We start from the raw sequence: 17,560 nt of genomic DNA on the forward strand, positions 1-17,560 counted from the left end.
GAGTTGGCTGATTGTAATTTCTGAAAACCGTGGTGAAGTAAAAGGGCTGCAGTCAGAATCGGCAGCGCTCATTCAATGTGGAGAAGGTCGTCTGACTTGCTCCGCGAAGAAAAACGAGGAAGGTAGTTCATGACGGGGAACAGAGCAGTTGCCTACAAGAGCGCGGGAGTCGTCGAGGTCATCGACATCGATTACCCTACGTTTGAACTCAAAGACGGACCGGGTGTCAACCCGGCCAACGTCGGCCGCAAGGTGCCGCACGGTGTGATTCTCAAGACCGTGACCACCAACATCTGCGGCTCGGACCAGCACATGGTGCGTGGGCGTACCACCGCACCGAGCAACCTGGTGCTGGGGCACGAAATCACCGGCGAAGTGGTCGAAGCCGGCCCCGACGTGGAATTCATCAAGGTCGGCGACATCGTGTCGGTACCGTTCAACATCAGCTGCGGTCGCTGCCGCAACTGTAAGGAACGTAAGACCGGCATCTGCCTCAACGTCAACCCGGACCGTCCGGGTAGTGCCTACGGCTACGTCGACATGGGCGGTTGGGTGGGAGGCCAGGCCGAGTACGTGCTGGTTCCCTATGCCGACTGGAACCTGCTGAAGTTTCCCGACCGGGACCAGGCGCTCGAGAAGATCATGGATCTCACCATGCTGTCCGACATCTTCCCGACCGGCTTCCACGGGGCCTATACGGCCGGTGCCGGCGTCGGAACGACCGTGTACGTGGCCGGGGCCGGCCCGGTGGGCCTTGCGGCCGCCGTCTCGGCGCAGCTGCTCGGTGCGGCCGTCGTCATTGTCGGTGACATGAACGCGGATCGTCTCGCGCAGGCCCGCAGTTTCGGCTGCGAGACCATCGACCTCACCAAGGGTGAGCCGGGGGAGCAGATCGAGCAGATCCTCGGCGTGCCAGAGGTCGACGCCGGTGTTGACGCCGTGGGCTTCGAGGCGCGCGGCCACGGCAAGGACGCCGATCATGAGGCTCCGGCCACCGTGCTCAACTCGCTCATGACGGTCACGGCAGCTGGCGGTGCCCTCGGCATTCCGGGCCTCTATGTCACGGGCGACCCGGGCGCCAAGGAGAAGGCCGCGCAGGTGGGCTCGCTGTCGATTCGGCTCGGCCTCGGCTGGGCCAAGTCGCTGTCCTTCACGACCGGCCAGTGCCCGGTGATGAAGTACAACCGCCAGTTGATGATGGCGATCCTGCACGACAAGGTGCAGATTGCCAAGGCCGTCAACGCCAAAGCCATCAGCCTCGAAGACGCCCCGCGTGGCTACGCCGAATTCGACGCCGGTGCGGCGACGAAGTACGTGCTGAACCCCAACGGTTACGTCAAGGGCTAACAGCACTGCCGGACGGCACAGGTGAAGCGGATGGCCCGGCCGGGAAATCTCCCGGCCAGGCCATCTCCTGTACCGGCCCCGGGCATCCGCTTATTACCGGTGTTCTGGGTATCTCCGGGCGGAGCGCGGGGTTAGGGTGGAAACATGACCGGCGCCGACCTTGCAGAACCAGCTCCGCGCTTCTATCGAGAGCGCTCGGACATTCCGGTGCACCTTGAAACGCCCACCGGCACCGTGACCGACCGGCTGAACCGGCCGCTGCACGACCTGCGCCTCAGCGTCACCGACCGCTGCAACTTTCGCTGCGTCTACTGCATGCCGAAGGAAATCTTCGGCCGGGACTTCGCGTTCATGGAACACGACGAACTACTCAGCTTCGAGGAACTCACCCGGCTCGCGCGCGTGGCCGTCGCCCATGGCGTTGAGAAGATTCGGCTGACCGGCGGTGAACCACTGCTGCGTAGGGGGCTTGAAGACCTCATTGCCCTGCTGGCCGAGCTGCGCACCCCCGACGGTCGTGAGATCGACATTGCCCTGACCACGAACGGGTCGGCGCTGGCCCTGAAGGCGCAGGCGCTCAAGGATGCCGGCCTGAAGCGCGTAACGGTGTCGCTCGACTCGCTCGACGACACCACGTTTCGCACCATGAACGACGTGAAGTTTCCCGTCGCCAAGGTGCTGCACGGCATCGATGTGGCCGAAGCCGTCGGCCTCGGCCCGATCAAGGTCAACATGGTCGTGCAGCGCGGCAAGAACGACCAGGACATCGTGGCCATGGCCCGTCATTTCAAGGACACCCCGTACATTCTGCGCTTCATCGAGTTCATGGACGTGGGCACCAGCAACGGCTGGGAGATGGGCGCCGTCGTGCCGTCGAAAGATGTCATCGCGCGCATCCACGCCGAGCTGCCGCTTGAAGAGATCGCCCCGAACTACAGCGGCGAGACCTCCCGCCGCTGGCGCTACCAGGACGGCGGCGGCGAGATCGGTGTCATCTCCAGTGTCACCCAGAATTTCTGCCAGACCTGCTCGCGCGCCCGCGTGTCGACCGATGGCAAGCTGTTCACCTGCCTGTTCGCCACCGAGGGCCACGACCTGCGGGCGCTCATGCGCGGCGGATGCTCCGACGCGGAACTCTCCACCGTTATGGCGCACCTATGGCGGGAGCGCACCGACCGCTATTCGCAGCTGCGGAGCGCGAAGACCAGTGAGCTGCGGGCGTCTGGTGCCAAGAAAATCGAAATGTCCTACATCGGCGGCTAATCGGCAAGGCTGGAGTGCGGTAACGGCACCAGCGTTTTGGAGACTTTAGAATGAACAGAATTACCGCGCGACGCAAAATTACCCGAATCACCGTCGGTGCCCAGCCTCTGGCTGGCGAGGACCTGCTTGCGGTCGAAGAACCGCTGGAAATTCGAGTGAACGGCCGCCGCCTTGCCGTCACGATGCGTACCCCGGGTAACGACATCGACCTTGCGGCGGGGTTTCTGGTCTCGGAGGGCGTCATCACGCAGGGCGACGATTTTAATGCGGCCCGCTACTGCGCTGGGGCGATCGACGGGGTCAACACCTATAACGTGCTGGACGTCACCCTCGGTGCCGGCGTCGCGCCACCGGCACCGAGCTTGGAGCGCTCTCTCATCACCAACAGCTCCTGTGGCCTGTGCGGCAAGGAGAGCATCGATGCCGTGCGCACCAAATCAGTCTTTGAGATAGCGGATGATGCGGTGCGAGTGACTGCCGAATTGCTCACGACTTTTCCCGACAAGCTGCGCGCGGGGCAGAACGTGTTCGAGAAGACCGGCGGCATTCACGCGGCCGGTCTGTTCGATGCCGCTTCCGGCGAAATGCTCGTGCTGCGCGAAGACGTCGGCCGGCACAACGCCGTCGACAAGGTCATCGGCTGGGCGGTCAAGGAGAACCGGCTGCCGCTGACCGGCACGGTGCTCATGGTATCGAGTAGGGCGAGTTTCGAACTCACCCAGAAGGCCCTGATGGCGGGCATTCCCGTGCTCGCGGCGGTCTCGGCGCCCTCGTCACTCGCCGCGGAGTTCGCCGTCGAGGTTGGCATGACCCTGGTCGGCTTTCTCCGCGGCAACTCCATGGTCGTCTATGCCGGCGGCGACCGGATCATCGACGCACACAGTGACGAGCAGGCCGCCTGACTCAGACTAGGCAGTGGCGCCGGCCGGAACGAAGCGCACGGTCATGGCCTTGTAACCGGGGGTGTTCGATTCGCGGGCAACGAGCTCGCGGTGCATGAGTGCGTTCGCCTCCGGAAAGTACGCAGCCGCGCAGCCGCGCGGTGTCGGATAGACCACGAGGCGGAACGTGTCGGCTCGGCGCTCGACGCCCTGGTACGTGCTGATCACGTCTACCATATCGCGGTCGGCGAAGCCCAGCTCGGTGACATCGTCTTCGTGGATGAGAATGACGCGACGACCGTTCTTGATGCCGCGGTAGCGGTCGTCAAGACCGTAGAACGTGGTGTTGTACTGGTCATGGCTGCGGATGGTCTGCAGAATCAAGTGACCCTCTGGCGCCGACAGGTACTCGATCGGGCTCACCGTGAACCGGGCCAGACCAATATCGGTGGCAAAGCTGCGCGTATCGCGCGGCGGGTTGGGCAGCACGAACCCATTCTTGGTCTTGAGCCGAACGTTGAAGTCGACGAAGCCGGGTACGACGCGGGAGATGTGGTCACGAACGACGTCGTAGTCTTCCGCCATCGCCTTCCAATCGACCGGGTGGTCTTCTCCGAGCGTGGCGTTGGCCATGCGGGCAATGATCACCGGTTCGGCGAGGAGGTGCTCAGACACCGGCTCGAGGCGTCCCTGAGTGGTACGAACGACCGACATCGAGTCTTCCACTGAGAGCACCTGGCGGCCCGACGGATGCTTGTCATCGGTGTCCGTTCGGCCGAGCGTCGGCAGGATGAGCGAGGTCAAACCGTGCATAACGTGCGAGCGATTGGGTTTGGTCGACACATGCACGGTGAGACCGACGCGCTGCATGGCTTTCTCCAGCAGGTCGGTATCGGAGCAAGCCAGGGCGAAGTTGCCGCCCATGGAGACGAACACGTCGACGCGGTCGTGCACGAAGGCATCCACCGTGTCGACGGAGTCGAGGCCATGCTCCCGCGGGGATACGATGCCGAACTCGGCGTCGAGGGCGGCGAGCATGGGCTCCTTCGGCTTTTCCCACACGCCCATGGTGCGGTCGCCCTGCACGTTGGAGTGGCCGCGCACCGGGCAGGCGCCTGCGCCGGGCTTGCCGAAGTTGCCCTGCAGGAGCAATAGGTTGATGATCTCCTTGAGGGTGTTCACCGAGTGCGGCTGCTGGGTCAGTCCGAGCGCCCAGCAGATGATGGTGGCCTTGCTCGCGATGAGCAGTTGCGCCACCGTCTCGATCGCGGCACGGTCCAGGCCGGTGGCCTTTTTCGTTTCGGCCCAGTCAATCACCGATCGGGCGGCCCGATAGGCCTCGATTCCGTCGGTGTTCGCGGCGACGAACTCGTGGTCGATGACCGACCCTGGTATGCGGGCCTCCTCCTCGAGCAACAGATGACCGAGCGCCTGGAACAGGGCCAGGTCACCGCCGACCTTGATCTGCAGAAACTCATCAGCCAGGTTGGTGCCCTTGCCGACGACGCCCTTCGGAGTCTGCGGGTCCATGAAGTTGAACAGTCCCGCTTCGGGCAGAGGGTTGACGGCCACAATCTTGCCGCCGTTGTCCTTGCATTCGGCCAAGGCCGACAGCATGCGCGGGTGGTTGGTGCCCGGGTTCTGGCCGACCACCATAATGAGTTCGGCCTGGTGGATGTCTTCGAGCGAGACCGTGCCCTTGCCGATGCCGATCGTGGGGTTCAGTGCTGAGCCGGAGGACTCGTGGCACATATTGGAGCAGTCGGGCAGGTTATTGGTGCCGATCGACCTGGCGAACAGCTGGTACATGAACGCCGACTCGTTGGCGGTGCGGCCAGACGTGTAGAAGACGGTGCGGTCGGGCACCGTGGCGCGAATCTGCTCACCGATGAGTTCGAAAGCATCATCCCAGGAGATCTGCGAGTAGTGCGTGTCGCCCGGGCGAATGACGACGGGGTGCGTAATGCGGCCCTGGTTTCCGAGCCAATACTCGGTCTTGGTGGCGAGCTCGGCGATGGAATGCTCTGCCCAGAACGCGGGCGTCACCGTGCGTAGCGTGCTCTCTTCAGCGACGGCTTTCGCGCCGTTTTCGCAGAATTCTGCGGTCTTGCGATGTCCCTGGGATTCCGGCCACGCGCATCCGGGGCAGTCGGTGCCGTCGCGCTGGTTGAGGCGCAGCAGCGACCGTGCGGTGCGAACGATACCAGCCTGGGCAATACCCCGATCGAGCGCCACCGCTACGGCTTGGATGCCCGCCGCATGGGTCTTGGGCGCGGTGACGACAAGATTTTTTTCGTTGATGTCGTCGATAGGTGCTGAACGTGTCATATATCTATCCTGCCTTGCCGCCAAGGGGAATTCCCCCGAATTACCAAATGGGCGAGATTTTGGAACGAAATGTGCTCGATGAATCGTCTAGGATTGCCTCCGCAGACTATTCAGTCAATCCGTTTGCGGAGTACGTCCACGGCCATCGTGGACAGCCGAAACGCACAGCAGAGTCGCTATCGCCATACCGGCAGCAAGGATATCTCCATGAGCTGGCTCGACCGAGACCGCACCATCGCCCCACCCGGATTCAACCGCTGGCTGATTCCGCCGGCCGCACTCGCCGTGCACCTCTGCATTGGCCAAGCCTACGCCACGAGTGTTTACAAGACCGCGCTTGTGGCGCACTTCGACGCCAGCCTGGTGCAGATCGGGGTGATCTTCTCAATCGCCATCGTGATGCTCGGCCTGTCGGCGGCCATCATGGGTACCTGGGTCGACACCAACGGGCCGCGCAAGGCCATGTTCGTCGCGGCACTGTTCTGGTCGGGCGGATTCCTCATCGGTTCGCTCGGAATCTTTACGAACCAGCTGTGGCTGGTCTACGTCGGCTACGGCTTCATCGGCGGTATCGGCCTCGGCATCGGCTACATATCGCCCGTCTCGACGCTCATCAAGTGGTTTCCGGACCGCCCAGGCCTCGCTACCGGCATGGCCATCATGGGCTTTGGCGGCGGCGCCCTCATCGCCAGCCCAGTGTCGACGGCGCTCCTCAGCTTCTATGACCCCAACTCCGGGGCAGCGAACTGGGTGGCAAGCGGCGACTCCGTGGGCAAGCTTTTTCTCACCCTCGCCGTGATCTATCTCGCGTACATGATGTTCGGGGCTTTCACGATCAAGGTTCCGGCTGCTGATTGGGTGCCGGCCGGTTTCGATCCGTCGAAGGTGCGGGTCAAGGCCCTCGTCACGAGCAACCACGTTTCAGCCAGGAACGCCATTCGCACGCGTCAGTTCTGGCTGCTCTGGGTCGTCCTGTTCTGCAACGTCACGGCCGGTATCGGCATTCTCGAGCAGGCCGCACCGATGATCCAGGACTTCTTCCGGCAGAGCGACGGCAACTCGCTGGTCTCGGCGGCCGTTGCCGGAGGCTTTGTGGGCTTGTTGTCGCTCGCTAACATGGGCGGACGATTCGCCTGGTCGGCCACGTCGGACAAGACCGGACGCAAGAACATCTACATGGTGTACCTCGGCGTTGGCACGGTGTTGTACGTGCTGCTGGCGCTCTTCGGATCGAGTACGACGGCGCTCTACGTTGTACTGGCCTTCGTTATCATTTCTTTTTACGGTGGCGGTTTCGCTACAGCTCCGGCCTACCTGCGGGATTTGTTCGGAACCTTTCAGGTGGGGGCCATCCATGGTCGCCTGCTGACGGCCTGGTCGGCGGCCGGCATTGCCGGTCCGCTCATTGTCAACTCGTTCCTCGATGCTCAGGGCGCTCCGGGTGAGTTGACGGCCGCGGCCTATCAGCCGGCCCTGCTCACCATGGTTGGGCTGCTCGTTGTTGGTTTTGTGGCGAACCTTTTCGTGCGACCGGTTCACACCGACTTTCACGAACCCGAAAAGCCGCTCGTCGGTGCAACAGCTAGGAAGGCGCACGCATGAAGGTTCTAAAAGTCATCGTGGCTTGGGCGCTGGTAGGGATCCCGCTGGCCTTTGGCATTTCTCAGACACTCGCGAAGGTGACGGCCCTGTTCGGCTAAACCCGGGCCGGTCAACGCGCGTCACCAGCATAGAGTCACGCTCCATTCATTGGGGCGTGACTCTATTCGTATTCCGGCAAAGGATCGAGAATTTCGCTACAAATCCGGCGCTTTCAGGCGATGTGAGAAGTCTCCCAGCTTTGAGGCCCTAATTCATGCCATGATGGCGAGTGGGGAATTAGCTAACTCAGCTAGCTAAATCTGGTCCGGCCACATCAGTGCTCGGATTCCTGAGTTTCTCGGCGTGGACTGGCCGAGGGAAGCCCCGTTCACTCGCGGCGTGCCCGAATCGCCGCGATCGATCCGTGGAGGAGTCCGCGGGGAGGAGAAGCTCGTGGCCACCCACACTGCCCTGGACGAGCAGCGCTCTGCCGCCACCATTCTCGACGGCATCCGTCGGGCTGACGATCTCACGGTGGCGGCTGCACGCGACGGCGGTGTTCGCGCCGTGCGGCTGCTGGCCCAGGCGGCGACCGACCCCGCCGATCAGCTCACCGCCATTGCAGCGGTGCACGCCCTCGCCCAGGTCTTCGATGACTCGGCCGACGAGGTTCTCGTGGCCCTGTTGCACCACGACTCGGCGTTCCTGCGCGAGCACGCTGCCTGGGCGCTCGGCACCCGGCTGCCCCGCTACGACGCCATTGCTGGGCTGGTCACACTCGTGCGGCAGGGCGGTTTCACCGGCATGCTCGCCCAGCGCACCCTCGAGCAGTGGGGCTCCTCCGCTGCAGATCAGGTAGGCCTGTTCCTCGAGGGCATCCTGCTCGGCACGAGCGAAGCGGATGCCCGCGCCCGCTTGGTCGAGACCATCGGCCTTATCCCCGGCCGGATACCGGAGCGCCTGCTGCGCCGCGTCGCCGTCGATCGCACCGAGAAACTGCACGCTCGCGTCGTCGCCATCGCGGCACTCGGCGACCGGGCCCCGACACCGGCCGTCATGTCGTTGCTCTCCACGCTATCCCAAGCTGATGCCCTCACGCCCGGTGCCGAGGCTCCCGACGAGGCCCCCGATGACAAAGCCCATGACGACAACGCCCCGGACGACAGCCTCGAACTCGCCGCGGTCGCCCGCCTGGCCCTGTTCGACCTCACGGCCACGGCGGCCCCGCGCGGATCGTGGCAGCACGGCAGCCAGAGCGCCACGATCGCCCAGTTGTTTTTGCACGCCGACATCGACGGTGAGCTCTCTCAGGTAGGCGTCGGCGACAATGGCGGCATCGCCACACTGCTGGTGCGCCTCGGCGACGCCCTCGTCGCCGGTCCGGCCGGGGGGCCGAACTCTGCGGCAGCCGGGGTCGACCGGGTCATCACCATCTCCCGCGGCACCCACGAGTACGCGCTCGACGCTCTCTCCGACGTCGGATCGACCCAGCCCGGGCACTCGTTTGCGGCCGTTCCGTTCGTCGGTAGTCCGGTGCCGTCGATCGACGCGTGGCCGCGCCGGGTAGCCGCGCAGCGCGGCATCCGTCGTATTCTGCGCTCGGCCGGCACGGTCGACGCCATTCACCTGCGCATGGCCGACGTCGGCAGCCTCGCCGCGGCCACGGTCGCCCGCGACCTCGACATTCCGGTGGTGTTCACCGTGGCACCCGACCCGCACGGCGTGATCGACTCTCTCGAATCGAGCGGCGCGCTCACCCGGGCCAATTTCGGCACCGTCGACGCGGCCGAACACTTCTGGTTTCGCGCCCGCCTGGTGCAGCGCCTCGCCGCAGATGCCGCCCACACCGTGCTGTTTCCGCGCCCGCAACTGCAGCAGGACATCGAACGACTGATCGGCATCGACATCGACGCGCACCCCGAACGTCACTCCGTCATTCCCGAAGGTATCGACCTGGCAGTGATCGACCGTTCGCGAACGGATGCCCTCGGCTCGCTCGGCCTCACCGGCGGCAGCCTGCTGGTCTCCCGCGCCGCCCACGCGCGGGCCGCCGTCGAACCGGCCGCCGTGGCCTTCGACCAGCTCGACGCCCTGCTCGGTACGCTCCCGCCCGACCGGCGCGGACTGCCGCTGCTGATCAGCGTCGGCCGACTGCACCGGGTCAAGGGTATGGCCGCCCTGGTCGAGGCGTGGAGCAGCGACCCGAAACTGCAGGCTCGCTGCAACCTGCTGATTGTGGGTGGCGACCTGGAGCATCCGTCGCGGGATGAAGGCATCGAGCTGCAACGGATGCAGGCAGCAGTGGCGGGCGCCGAAGCATCAACTCGAGGCCTGCTGCTGGCTGGGCACCGCGCCAACGACACCGTCGCGCGCTGGCTTGCCGCCGCCCGCTATGGACGTCCCGGCCTCGCGGCTCCGTTCGGCGTCTATGTCTGCGCGAGCATGAAAGAGGAGTTCGGCATCGCACTGCTCGAGGCGATGGCCACCGGGCTCACAGTGGTTGCCCCCAACGGCGGCGGACCGGCGACCTACGTTGAGCACGGCGTGACCGGGTTGCTCGTCGACACTGGTGACTGCGACGCCTTGGCCCACTCCATCACTGACGCGCTGACCCTGGCGGCGGGAGCGCATGGTGGCGCCAACGCGGCACGGGCTCGCAGCATGGTCGCGAACAGGTTTACCATCGAGGCAATGGCGTCGATCCTGACGGAGGTCTACCGTGACGTTGCTCTGGCCAGCGAGCCGATCGCCTGGGAATTGAGCGTGTCGTGACCCTTCTGATCATCAGCCCGGACTATGCCTCGCACCTGTACCCGCTCGCCACGCTCGGTACCGCCTGGGCGCAGGCCGGCGAACGCGTCGTGGTGGCGACCGGTCCGGCGACGGCCGACATCGTGACCGCGTTCGGGTTCGAACGGGAGAATCTGCAGCTGGGCCGCGGCTCCAACCCCGGCACGATTCGGGCCGAACAGCAGCCCGTCGGTGAAGACGATGCCCTGCGCGGCTTCTTCGACGCCACCCGCCGCGGCATGGTTGATACCCTGCGTTTTCAAGCCAAGGAGCGCAGCAGCGACCTGCTCTACAATCCGGTAGAGATCGCCCGCGAGGTGCAGCGCATCGTCGCCAAGGTGCGGCCAGACCAGATCATCGTTGACCACCTCGCCTTCAGTGCCCGGCTCGGCCTGCTCAGCGCCGGAGTGCCGCACGCCGACGTCGTGCTCGGGCATCCGTCGGCCTTGCCCGTTGAAACCGAGGTCTATGGCTACCCGCCTTCTTGGCCTGCCGTGTTCGCGCCCGATGCGACTGAACTCACCCTGCTCGAATTGCAGTGTGAGGCCGTGCGGGATTCGTTCACCCGCCAGTGGAATGACGCCCTGCATAAGCTTGACCCCCAGGCGACGCCGAGCCGCGACGCCTTCCAGGAGTGCGGCGACGTGCTGCTTCTCAATTACCCGGCCGAACTGCACGCCCCCGAGCGCACCAAGGCGCTGCCGCCGCACGTCTTTCTCGGCTCCGCCGTGCGCACCGAAGCCGTCGATCCCGAGGTCGAGGCGTGGCTGGCCGCAGATTCGCTGCCCGTGGTCTACGTCAGTTTTGGAAGTTTTCTCTCGGTACGTGGTGATGTGCTCACGCGCGTTGCCGCCGCCCTGAGAGGCCTGCCGGTGCGGGTCGCTCTCGCTGTCGGGGCGACTGATCCCACAGTGCTCGGGTCCATCCCCGACTCCTGGCTGGTGCGCGGGTTCCTGCCGCAGGTGCGCCTGCTGCAGGATGCCGCCCTCGCCTTGACGCACGGCGGCAATAATTCGGTTACCGAGGCGATGCGCGAGGGGGTGCCGCTCGTCGTGCTCCCGTTCTCAACCGACCAGTTTGCCGGGGCGGCCGCCCTCGACGACGCCGGCTTCGGCACGTCTCTGCCACCCAACACCGCGACCGTTCTCGACCTGCGGGAGGCTTGTGAGCGGATGCTGCGCCTCACCGGCTCCGCGCGCACCCACCTCGACTTACTCGCGGTGTCATTGACCCTGCAGTCCGGAGCGTCGCGCGCCTACGCGGCAGTCACCCAAGTGCCCGCCCGAGGTTAGCCCCTTCTCTCCGGGCCCGGGCCCGGACACTGGGCCCAGGATAGATCATGGTCCCGGCTTCCTAAGCTGGGCCCGGCCCTCTACACAACCGGCCAGTTCGGCCGGTCGACATCAACTCCGGTGCCTAGATCGCCGCACTCGACGGCCTCGGCCGCGTGCGAGCGCAGATAGGGACCGGCGCCGGAGTCACCGGTCGCACCAGCAATGAGGGGCTCCCAGTGTGCGCGGCCGATCACGACCGGGTGACCGGGTTGCCCGGCGAACCGTGCCTGGCGCAGGGTGGTCTCGGTGCTGGTGCCGATCATCCGCTCGATCGTCGCCTGATTCAGGTCGGGCACATCCACCGGAACCACGGCGACGCTGGTCAGACCGGGCTGATCGAGAGCGCAGAGCAGCCCGGCACGCAGCGAGGCAGAGAGCCCGTCGGCCCAATCGGTGGCCTGCACGACTAGAACGGATGCCGCAGGCGTAAGCAGCGCCGCGGCCTCGGCCCCGCGGGCCCCCAGTACCACGATCACGGGGGAGCAGCCAGACGCTGTCAGGACATCGATGGTGTGCCGAAGCCAGGAGTGCCCGGCGGCGTCGTGCACGAGCGCCTTCGGCTGACCGTAGCGTGAACCGGCCCCGGCGGCGAGCACCAGCCCCGCGGCGTGGCTGGCGGGCTGCGGCGTCTGCATGACTGCCATCGTACGGGCCAATCCTGCGACGGTCACGATCCCCCCACCACGGGGGTGAATGGGCGTTTCGCTGGCCGCGGCGCTATACGCTCGCAGGAAGAGCCCGATATTTTCAGCCCTGCCGCGTGAAATTCACTCCGATTCGGCCTGGCCCTCGCCGGATCAACAACGATGCGTCGCTCGGCGCATTGTTTGGTACCTGCTTGTCTGGAAGGCTACGATGAACGCTTTGATCCTTCAGCCGCAGCGCTGCAGCATCCGCTCGGGGCAATATCTTCCCGCGACTATCAATACTGTGCTCTGGGGGCGTCTGCCGTGCGCGCGGGACGTGGGTGTGATCACTGTCGACTCGGGCGAGGAGCTGACCATCGACACGATCAGCCACGAGGGGGTGCTCGAAGATCAGGGCCGCGACCCGGCCGCGTTCTTCGGCCGAAACGGTGTGCCGCGCGAATTCGTACTCGACGACGCCGTCGCGCTGGCCGCCTCGGACATCGACCGCGACTCGGGCAGCGACGGCCCGCACGTTGTCACCGGCCCCATCCACGTGCGCGGGGCGATGCCCGGCGACCTGCTCAAAATGACCGTCCTCGAGGCGACACCGCGGGTGCCCTACGGAATCATCTCCAACCGGCACGGTCGCGGCACCCTGCCGGGCGAGTATCCGCTCGGTAACGAAAATGTGAGCGTGTTCGCGGCCGTCGAGGAGTACGAGGGCCGTCAAGTGGGCACACTGCCGCTCCAGCCCGGCGGCGACCGGGTGGTGCGGTTTCCCCTGAACCCGTTCCTCGGCATCATGGGCGTCGCCGTCGCGGGCGACGTTCGGGCGCATTCCGTGCCGCCGGGCGCGCACGGCGGCAACCTTGATATCAACCTGCTCACCGTTGGATCGTCGTTGTACCTGCCGGTGCAGGTCCCGGGCGCGCTCGCCTACGTCGGCGACCCGCACTTCGCTCAGGGCGATGGCGCGGTCGCCCTCACGGCCATGGAGGCGTCGCTGCGCGTCAGGGTACGCTTCGACGTGATCAGCCAAGCGGATGCCCTCACACAGTTTGGCGCGCTCGTCGGCCCACTCGCCGAGACGAGCGATTTTCTCGTGCCGACCGGCCTGAACGTCGACCTCGACGAGGCTGTGCGCGAGTGCGTGCGGGCGGCAATCAACCTGCTCGCCGCCCGCTACGGCATGGATCGCACCCTCGCCTACGCCTATCTCAGCGCCGCAACCGACTTCAACATCTCGCAGGTGGTTGACCGTGTCACCGGCGTGCACGCCCGCATTCGAGTGGCCGACTTTCGTGGTTGATTCGATGCGTTCGGCAGCGGTGCCGGCCTTTGACACCAGCATTTGGCGGGTCCTGGGCAACCCCCTCGTGGGCAGCGAATCCGGCAGTGAAACCGGCGCTCCGCTGCACGGTTTGACCGTCGCCGTCAAAGATCTCTACGACGTGGCCGGTTTCGCTGTCGGCGCCGGTAGTCCGGAATACCTGCGCGAGCAGTCCGTCGCGACGGAAAGCGCCCCGGCCCTGCGGTCACTGCTCGGTGCGGGCGCCAGTGTGCGCGGTATCGCGCAGACCGATGAGTTCGCCTACAGTATCGCCGGAGCCAACGTGCATTACGGCACCCCGCCGAACCCGCGGGTTCCCGATGGGCTCCCCGGCGGGTCGTCGAGCGGCCCGGCCGCAGCGGTCGCGCTCGGCCACGCCGACATCGGGCTCGGCACCGACACCGCGGGATCCATTCGCGTGCCCGCGTCGTACCAGGGTTTGTGGGGCCTTCGGAGCACCCAGGACGCCGTGAATCGCAGTGGACTGCTGCCACTCGCGCCGCGGTTCGATGCGGTCGGCTGGCTCACCCGCACCCCCGACGTGCTGCGTGCGGCCGTGGTCGCGTCGGTGGAACCGCACCTGCAACGTATTGCGCCGCAGCGCTACGCGGTGGCGGCATCCGTTGTTTTCGGTCTGGAGGACGACGTGCAGGCGGAGTTTCTCGGTGCTGCCAGCCGACTGCCGGTCGATCTCGTCGATGTCGGCGATGTCACCGCCCTGTTCCAGGCCTTTCGCACCGTGCAGGCGGCTGAGGCCTGGCAGATCCACGGCGGCTGGGTGCGCGCCCACCCCGGAGCGCTCGGCCCCGATGTGGCCGCACGTTTCGCCGGGGCGTCTCAGGTCACCGGCAGCGCCGACCGCGCGGCGCGGGGCGTTCTCGCGGTAGCGCGCGAGCGACTGGACCACATTCTGAACGACCGGGTATTGCTGCTTCCGAGCACCGCGTCGACGGCGCCCCGCCGCGACAGCGACCCGGCGACGCTCGATCGCAGCCGCAGCGCGACCCTCGCGTTGACCTGCCTGGCCGCGATCGGCGGCTACCCGGCCCTGTCGGCGCCGCTGCTTTCGGTGGGCGGTGGCCCGCTCGGGCTGTGCCTGGTCGGGCCGAGGTTCAGCGACCTGGCGCTCGTGGATGCCGCAGTGGAACTGGCCACCGCGCTCGGGTGAGCCACCGGGTTTCAACACTGCGACATCCCCGTAACGTGCAGGAAACGTCTGCTGCCTAAACTGGGCACCTGAAACACCTGTTTCACCATGCCGAGGGAGTGAAACACATTTCCAGTCTTCCGATCAACCCGCCCGCGCGACTTCTCATGGGTCCCGGCCCGATCAACGCCGATCCTCGGGTGCTGCGCGCCATGGCGGCACAACTGGTGGGCCAGTACGACCCCGCCATGACCGGCTACATGACCGAGACGCAAGCGTTCTACCGCACCGTCTTCGGCACCACGAACGAGCACACGCTGCTCGTGGACGGTACCGCCCGGGCCGGCATCGAGGCCGCCCTGGTTTCGCTGATCGACGGTGCCCGCGAATGCGCCCGGCTGCTCGTGGAGGAAGGGCTGCCGGAGGCCGTTGAGCGGCACCGTCGGCACGGCGCCGCGATGCTGGCCGGGGTACAGGCTCTTGGCCTCGATACGTTTGGTGACCTCGGGCACAAGATGAATAACGTCGTCGCGGTCGTGATCCCCGACGGGGTGAACGGTGACAGCGTGCGCGGGGCCCTGCTGAACGACTTCGGCATCGAGATCGGAACCTCGTTCGGCCCACTGCACGGCAAAGTTTGGCGCATCGGAACCATGGGCTACAACGCCCGCCAAGACACCGTGCTGACCACCCTCGCCGCGCTCGAGCAGGTGCTGCGCCGCGCCGGGGCATCCGTTGTGGGTGGCAGCGGTGTGGGCGCCGCCTACGATGTGTACGCCGATAACGCGCGACAGGATGCCCTGTGACGACCGCGGCCGACATCCTCGACCGGTGCGACGAGCTCGCCCGGCACAGCTCTCTGCCGAACGGCCTGATCGAGCGGGTCTACCTCTCGCCCGAACACGCCGCCGTGAACGCCCTCGCCGCCGAGTGGATGACCGCGGCCGGCCTGGCCACCTGGCAGGATGCCGCGGGAAACCAGTGCGGTCGGCTCGAAGGAGCCACCCCCGGGCTACCCGCACTGCTGCTCGGTTCGCACCTCGACACGGTTCCTGCGGCGGGGCGGTACGACGGAATCCTCGGGGTGCTGCTCGCCATCGCGGTGGCCGAACGCCTCGCGCAGTCGGGTCGCCCCCTACCGTTCGCCCTTGAGGTGGCCGCCTTCGGCGACGAAGAGGGCACCCGATTCGGCACCACCCTGCTCGGCAGCCACGCCCTGGCCGGAACCTGGCAGAACGAGTGGTGGGGCCTGCTCGATGCGAACGGTGTGAGCCTCGACGCGGCCTATCGTGCGTTCGGCCTCGACCCGGCGTTGATCGGCGAGGCCGCGCGCACCCCGGTCGAACTGATCGGCTACCTCGAAGCGCACATCGAACAGGGCGCGGTACTCGATGACGCCGGCCTCGCGCTCGGCGTCGTGTTGTCGATCGCCGGAGCCCGACGGTTCCAGGTCGTGATCGAGGGGGCTGCAAGGCACTCCGGAACGCCGTGGGCGCTGCGCCGAGACGCCCTGGCCGGGGCGAGCGAGGTCATTCTCGCGATCGAACGCATCGCCCGCGAGGCGGACCTGATCGGCACGGTCGGTCACCTCGCCCTCTTTCCCGACGCGGTGAATGTCATTCCGGGGCGGGTCGAGTTCAGTCTCGACCTGCGCGGCGAGTTTGATCCGCAACGAGACCGGGCGTGGGCCCTGATCGAGCAGACGGCGGAGCAAATTTGCGAACGCCGAGGGCTGACGCTGACGAGCGTTCAAACTCACGGCGCACCGGCCGCGCACTGCAGCCCGCACCTGCGGGCGGCCGTGGCGACCGGCATCCGCTTGGCTGGTGGTGAGTCGTCGCCGACGACGCTGTTCTCTATGGCTGGCCACGACGCCATGGCGATCGCGGCGCTCACCGACATCGGCATGTTGTTCGTGCGCTGCCTCGGCGGCGTCAGTCACCACCCCGACGAATCGGTCACCGAGGCCGACGTGGCCGTCGCGCTCGATGCGTTCGAAGCAGCGGTGCTGGCCCTGGCCGACCAGTACGACGCCGACGAGATGGACTCCGAGTACGACGCACGTGCGGCTCTGAGGTGACCGACACGATGAACATCGGGCAGCGCATCGACGGTCGCTACGGCGAGCTGTCGCCGCAGGAGCAGCGGGTGGCCGATTTCATCCTCGATCACCTGAGCGACCTCGTGGTGTACAACGCGTCGGAGCTGGCCCGACTCGGCGGTGTTTCCAAGGCCACGGTGTCGCGACTGTTTCGCCGGCTGGGCTTTCAGGATTCCGCCGACGTACGCGAGCACGCGCGCACCCTGCGCAGTCACGGCGCCCCGGTGGGTGGGCCGGGAGCCTCCGCCGGTACGCCGTCGCGCCTGGCCGCGCACCTGGAGGGTGAGCAGGAGAACCTGCGGCGACTGCTGCAAAACCTCGAAGACGGTCGACTGGATGCCGCGGCGCGGCTGATCGCGCACGCCGGCAACGTCGTCGTGATCGGGCTGCGCAACAGCTACCCGCTGGCCCTGCACCTGCGCCAGCAACTCGCCCAGGCCTGCCAGAGCGTACGGCTTGCGCCGCTGCCCGGGCAGTCGATCGGCGAGGATCTGGCCGGACTCGGCCCGCACGACGTGGTCGTTCTGCTCGGTTTTCGGCGCCGCACCGCGGGCTTCGGGCAGCTGGTCGCGGCGATCCAGCGGCGGGGGATCCCGCTCGTGCTGATCGCCGACCCGTCGGCCCGCAAGCATGCCGACGGCGCGGCGGTCTGGCTGGAATGCCCGATCGATAGCGTTTCGGCCTTCGACAGCTATGCCACGGCGATGAGCCTGATCAACCTGCTCGCGACCGGCGCGATGGGGGCGCACGTGCGCGAAACCCGCACCCGCATCGCCGCCATCACGCAGGTGTACGAAGACCTCGACGAACTCGAGGCGCCCTGGTGAGT

The 17,560-nt window shown here is 66.4% G+C and carries 13 protein-coding genes; 11 read left to right on the forward strand and 2 right to left on the reverse strand.

Annotation, left to right across the window (positions count from 1 at the left end):
* Positions 1–129: 129 nt before the first annotated feature.
* The 3 genes from fdhA to fdhD all read left to right on the forward strand — a co-directional run bounded on the left by fdhA (position 130) and on the right by fdhD (position 3,512).
* Positions 130–1,347 carry a formaldehyde dehydrogenase, glutathione-independent gene (gene fdhA / locus CXY78_RS18700; protein WP_092339684.1) on the forward strand — a complete coding sequence of 406 codons (1,218 nt, stop codon included), beginning with the start codon at positions 130–132 and terminating at the stop codon, positions 1,345–1,347.
* Between the two features lie 144 nt (positions 1,348–1,491).
* Complete coding sequence (gene moaA / locus CXY78_RS18705; RefSeq protein ID WP_104090656.1) at positions 1,492–2,610, forward strand: GTP 3',8-cyclase MoaA; 1,119 nt, start codon at positions 1,492–1,494, stop codon at positions 2,608–2,610.
* Between the two features lie 50 nt (positions 2,611–2,660).
* Entirely contained in the window at positions 2,661–3,512 is an 852-nt protein-coding gene (gene fdhD / locus CXY78_RS18710; RefSeq protein WP_104090657.1) for a formate dehydrogenase accessory sulfurtransferase FdhD, read from the forward strand.
* Between the two features lie 6 nt (positions 3,513–3,518).
* Here the strand turns inward: fdhD and CXY78_RS18715 are convergent, their stop codons facing one another.
* Positions 3,519–5,819, reverse strand: coding sequence for an FdhF/YdeP family oxidoreductase (locus CXY78_RS18715; protein ID WP_092339687.1), 2,301 nt, complete (start codon positions 5,817–5,819; stop codon positions 3,519–3,521).
* Between the two features lie 207 nt (positions 5,820–6,026).
* Here CXY78_RS18715 and CXY78_RS18720 point away from each other — a divergent pair, with 207 nt between their 5' ends.
* The 3 genes from CXY78_RS18720 (at position 6,027) to CXY78_RS18730 (ending at position 11,482) form a co-directional block, all read left to right on the forward strand.
* Positions 6,027–7,421, forward strand: a complete 1,395-nt coding sequence (locus CXY78_RS18720) for an OFA family MFS transporter (RefSeq protein ID WP_104090659.1) — start codon at positions 6,027–6,029, stop codon at positions 7,419–7,421.
* A 432-nt stretch (positions 7,422–7,853) separates the two neighbouring features.
* Positions 7,854–10,172 carry a glycosyltransferase gene (locus tag CXY78_RS18725; protein ID WP_104090660.1) on the forward strand — a complete coding sequence of 773 codons (2,319 nt, stop codon included), beginning with the start codon at positions 7,854–7,856 and terminating at the stop codon, positions 10,170–10,172.
* Positions 10,169–11,482: a glycosyltransferase gene (locus CXY78_RS18730; RefSeq protein ID WP_104090662.1), complete on the forward strand. Its 1,314-nt coding sequence runs from the start codon at positions 10,169–10,171 to the stop codon at positions 11,480–11,482. The genes CXY78_RS18725 and CXY78_RS18730 overlap by 4 nt, the downstream gene beginning before the upstream one ends.
* 80 nt (positions 11,483–11,562) lie before the next feature.
* Here CXY78_RS18730 and CXY78_RS18735 read toward each other — a convergent pair whose 3' ends face one another.
* Positions 11,563–12,159 (reverse strand): NTP transferase domain-containing protein, encoded by a 597-nt coding sequence (locus tag CXY78_RS18735; protein WP_104130783.1) that lies wholly within the window; start codon positions 12,157–12,159, stop codon positions 11,563–11,565.
* A gap of 220 nt (positions 12,160–12,379) precedes the next feature.
* Here CXY78_RS18735 and CXY78_RS18740 point away from each other — a divergent pair, with 220 nt between their 5' ends.
* The 5 genes from CXY78_RS18740 to CXY78_RS18760 all read left to right on the forward strand — a co-directional run bounded on the left by CXY78_RS18740 (position 12,380) and on the right by CXY78_RS18760 (position 17,558).
* On the forward strand, positions 12,380–13,462 hold the full coding sequence (locus CXY78_RS18740; protein WP_104090665.1) for an acetamidase/formamidase family protein: 1,083 nt from the start codon (positions 12,380–12,382) through the stop codon (positions 13,460–13,462).
* Positions 13,463–13,466: 4 nt separating this feature from the next.
* On the forward strand, positions 13,467–14,651 hold the full coding sequence (locus CXY78_RS18745) for an amidase family protein (RefSeq protein ID WP_092339861.1): 1,185 nt from the start codon (positions 13,467–13,469) through the stop codon (positions 14,649–14,651).
* 146 nt (positions 14,652–14,797) lie between these two features.
* The gene (locus tag CXY78_RS18750) at positions 14,798–15,436 is read left to right on the forward strand and encodes an alanine--glyoxylate aminotransferase family protein (protein ID WP_104091011.1); all 639 of its coding nucleotides are present in this window, start codon (positions 14,798–14,800) and stop codon (positions 15,434–15,436) included.
* Entirely contained in the window at positions 15,433–16,710 is a 1,278-nt protein-coding gene (locus tag CXY78_RS18755) for an allantoate amidohydrolase (RefSeq protein ID WP_104090667.1), read from the forward strand. Before CXY78_RS18750 ends, CXY78_RS18755 begins: the two co-directional genes overlap by 4 nt.
* Positions 16,707–17,558 carry a MurR/RpiR family transcriptional regulator gene (locus CXY78_RS18760; RefSeq protein WP_233197503.1) on the forward strand — a complete coding sequence of 284 codons (852 nt, stop codon included), beginning with the start codon at positions 16,707–16,709 and terminating at the stop codon, positions 17,556–17,558. Before CXY78_RS18755 ends, CXY78_RS18760 begins: the two co-directional genes overlap by 4 nt.
* Positions 17,559–17,560 lie beyond the last annotated feature (2 nt).

It is taken from the genome of Cryobacterium sp. N19 (assembly GCF_002929595.1).
GTDB lineage: Bacteria > Actinomycetota > Actinomycetes > Actinomycetales > Microbacteriaceae > Cryobacterium > Cryobacterium flavum.

What these genes read in the sequence shown, in the direction of transcription:
- fdhA (WP_092339684.1), top strand. Translation starts at nt 130, where the DNA reads ATGACGGGGAACAGAGCAGTTGCCTACAAGAGCGCGGGAGTCGTCGAG.
- moaA (WP_104090656.1), top strand. Translation starts at nt 1,492, where the DNA reads ATGACCGGCGCCGACCTTGCAGAACCAGCTCCGCGCTTCTATCGAGAG.
- fdhD (WP_104090657.1), top strand. Translation starts at nt 2,661, where the DNA reads ATGAACAGAATTACCGCGCGACGCAAAATTACCCGAATCACCGTCGGT.
- CXY78_RS18715 (WP_092339687.1), bottom strand. Translation starts at nt 5,819, where the DNA reads ATGACACGTTCAGCACCTATCGACGACATCAACGAAAAAAATCTTGTC.
- CXY78_RS18720 (WP_104090659.1), top strand. Translation starts at nt 6,027, where the DNA reads ATGAGCTGGCTCGACCGAGACCGCACCATCGCCCCACCCGGATTCAAC.
- CXY78_RS18735 (WP_104130783.1), bottom strand. Translation starts at nt 12,159, where the DNA reads ATGCAGACGCCGCAGCCCGCCAGCCACGCCGCGGGGCTGGTGCTCGCC.
- CXY78_RS18740 (WP_104090665.1), top strand. Translation starts at nt 12,380, where the DNA reads ATGAACGCTTTGATCCTTCAGCCGCAGCGCTGCAGCATCCGCTCGGGG.
- CXY78_RS18745 (WP_092339861.1), top strand. Translation starts at nt 13,467, where the DNA reads ATGCGTTCGGCAGCGGTGCCGGCCTTTGACACCAGCATTTGGCGGGTC.
- CXY78_RS18750 (WP_104091011.1), top strand. Translation starts at nt 14,798, where the DNA reads ATGGGTCCCGGCCCGATCAACGCCGATCCTCGGGTGCTGCGCGCCATG.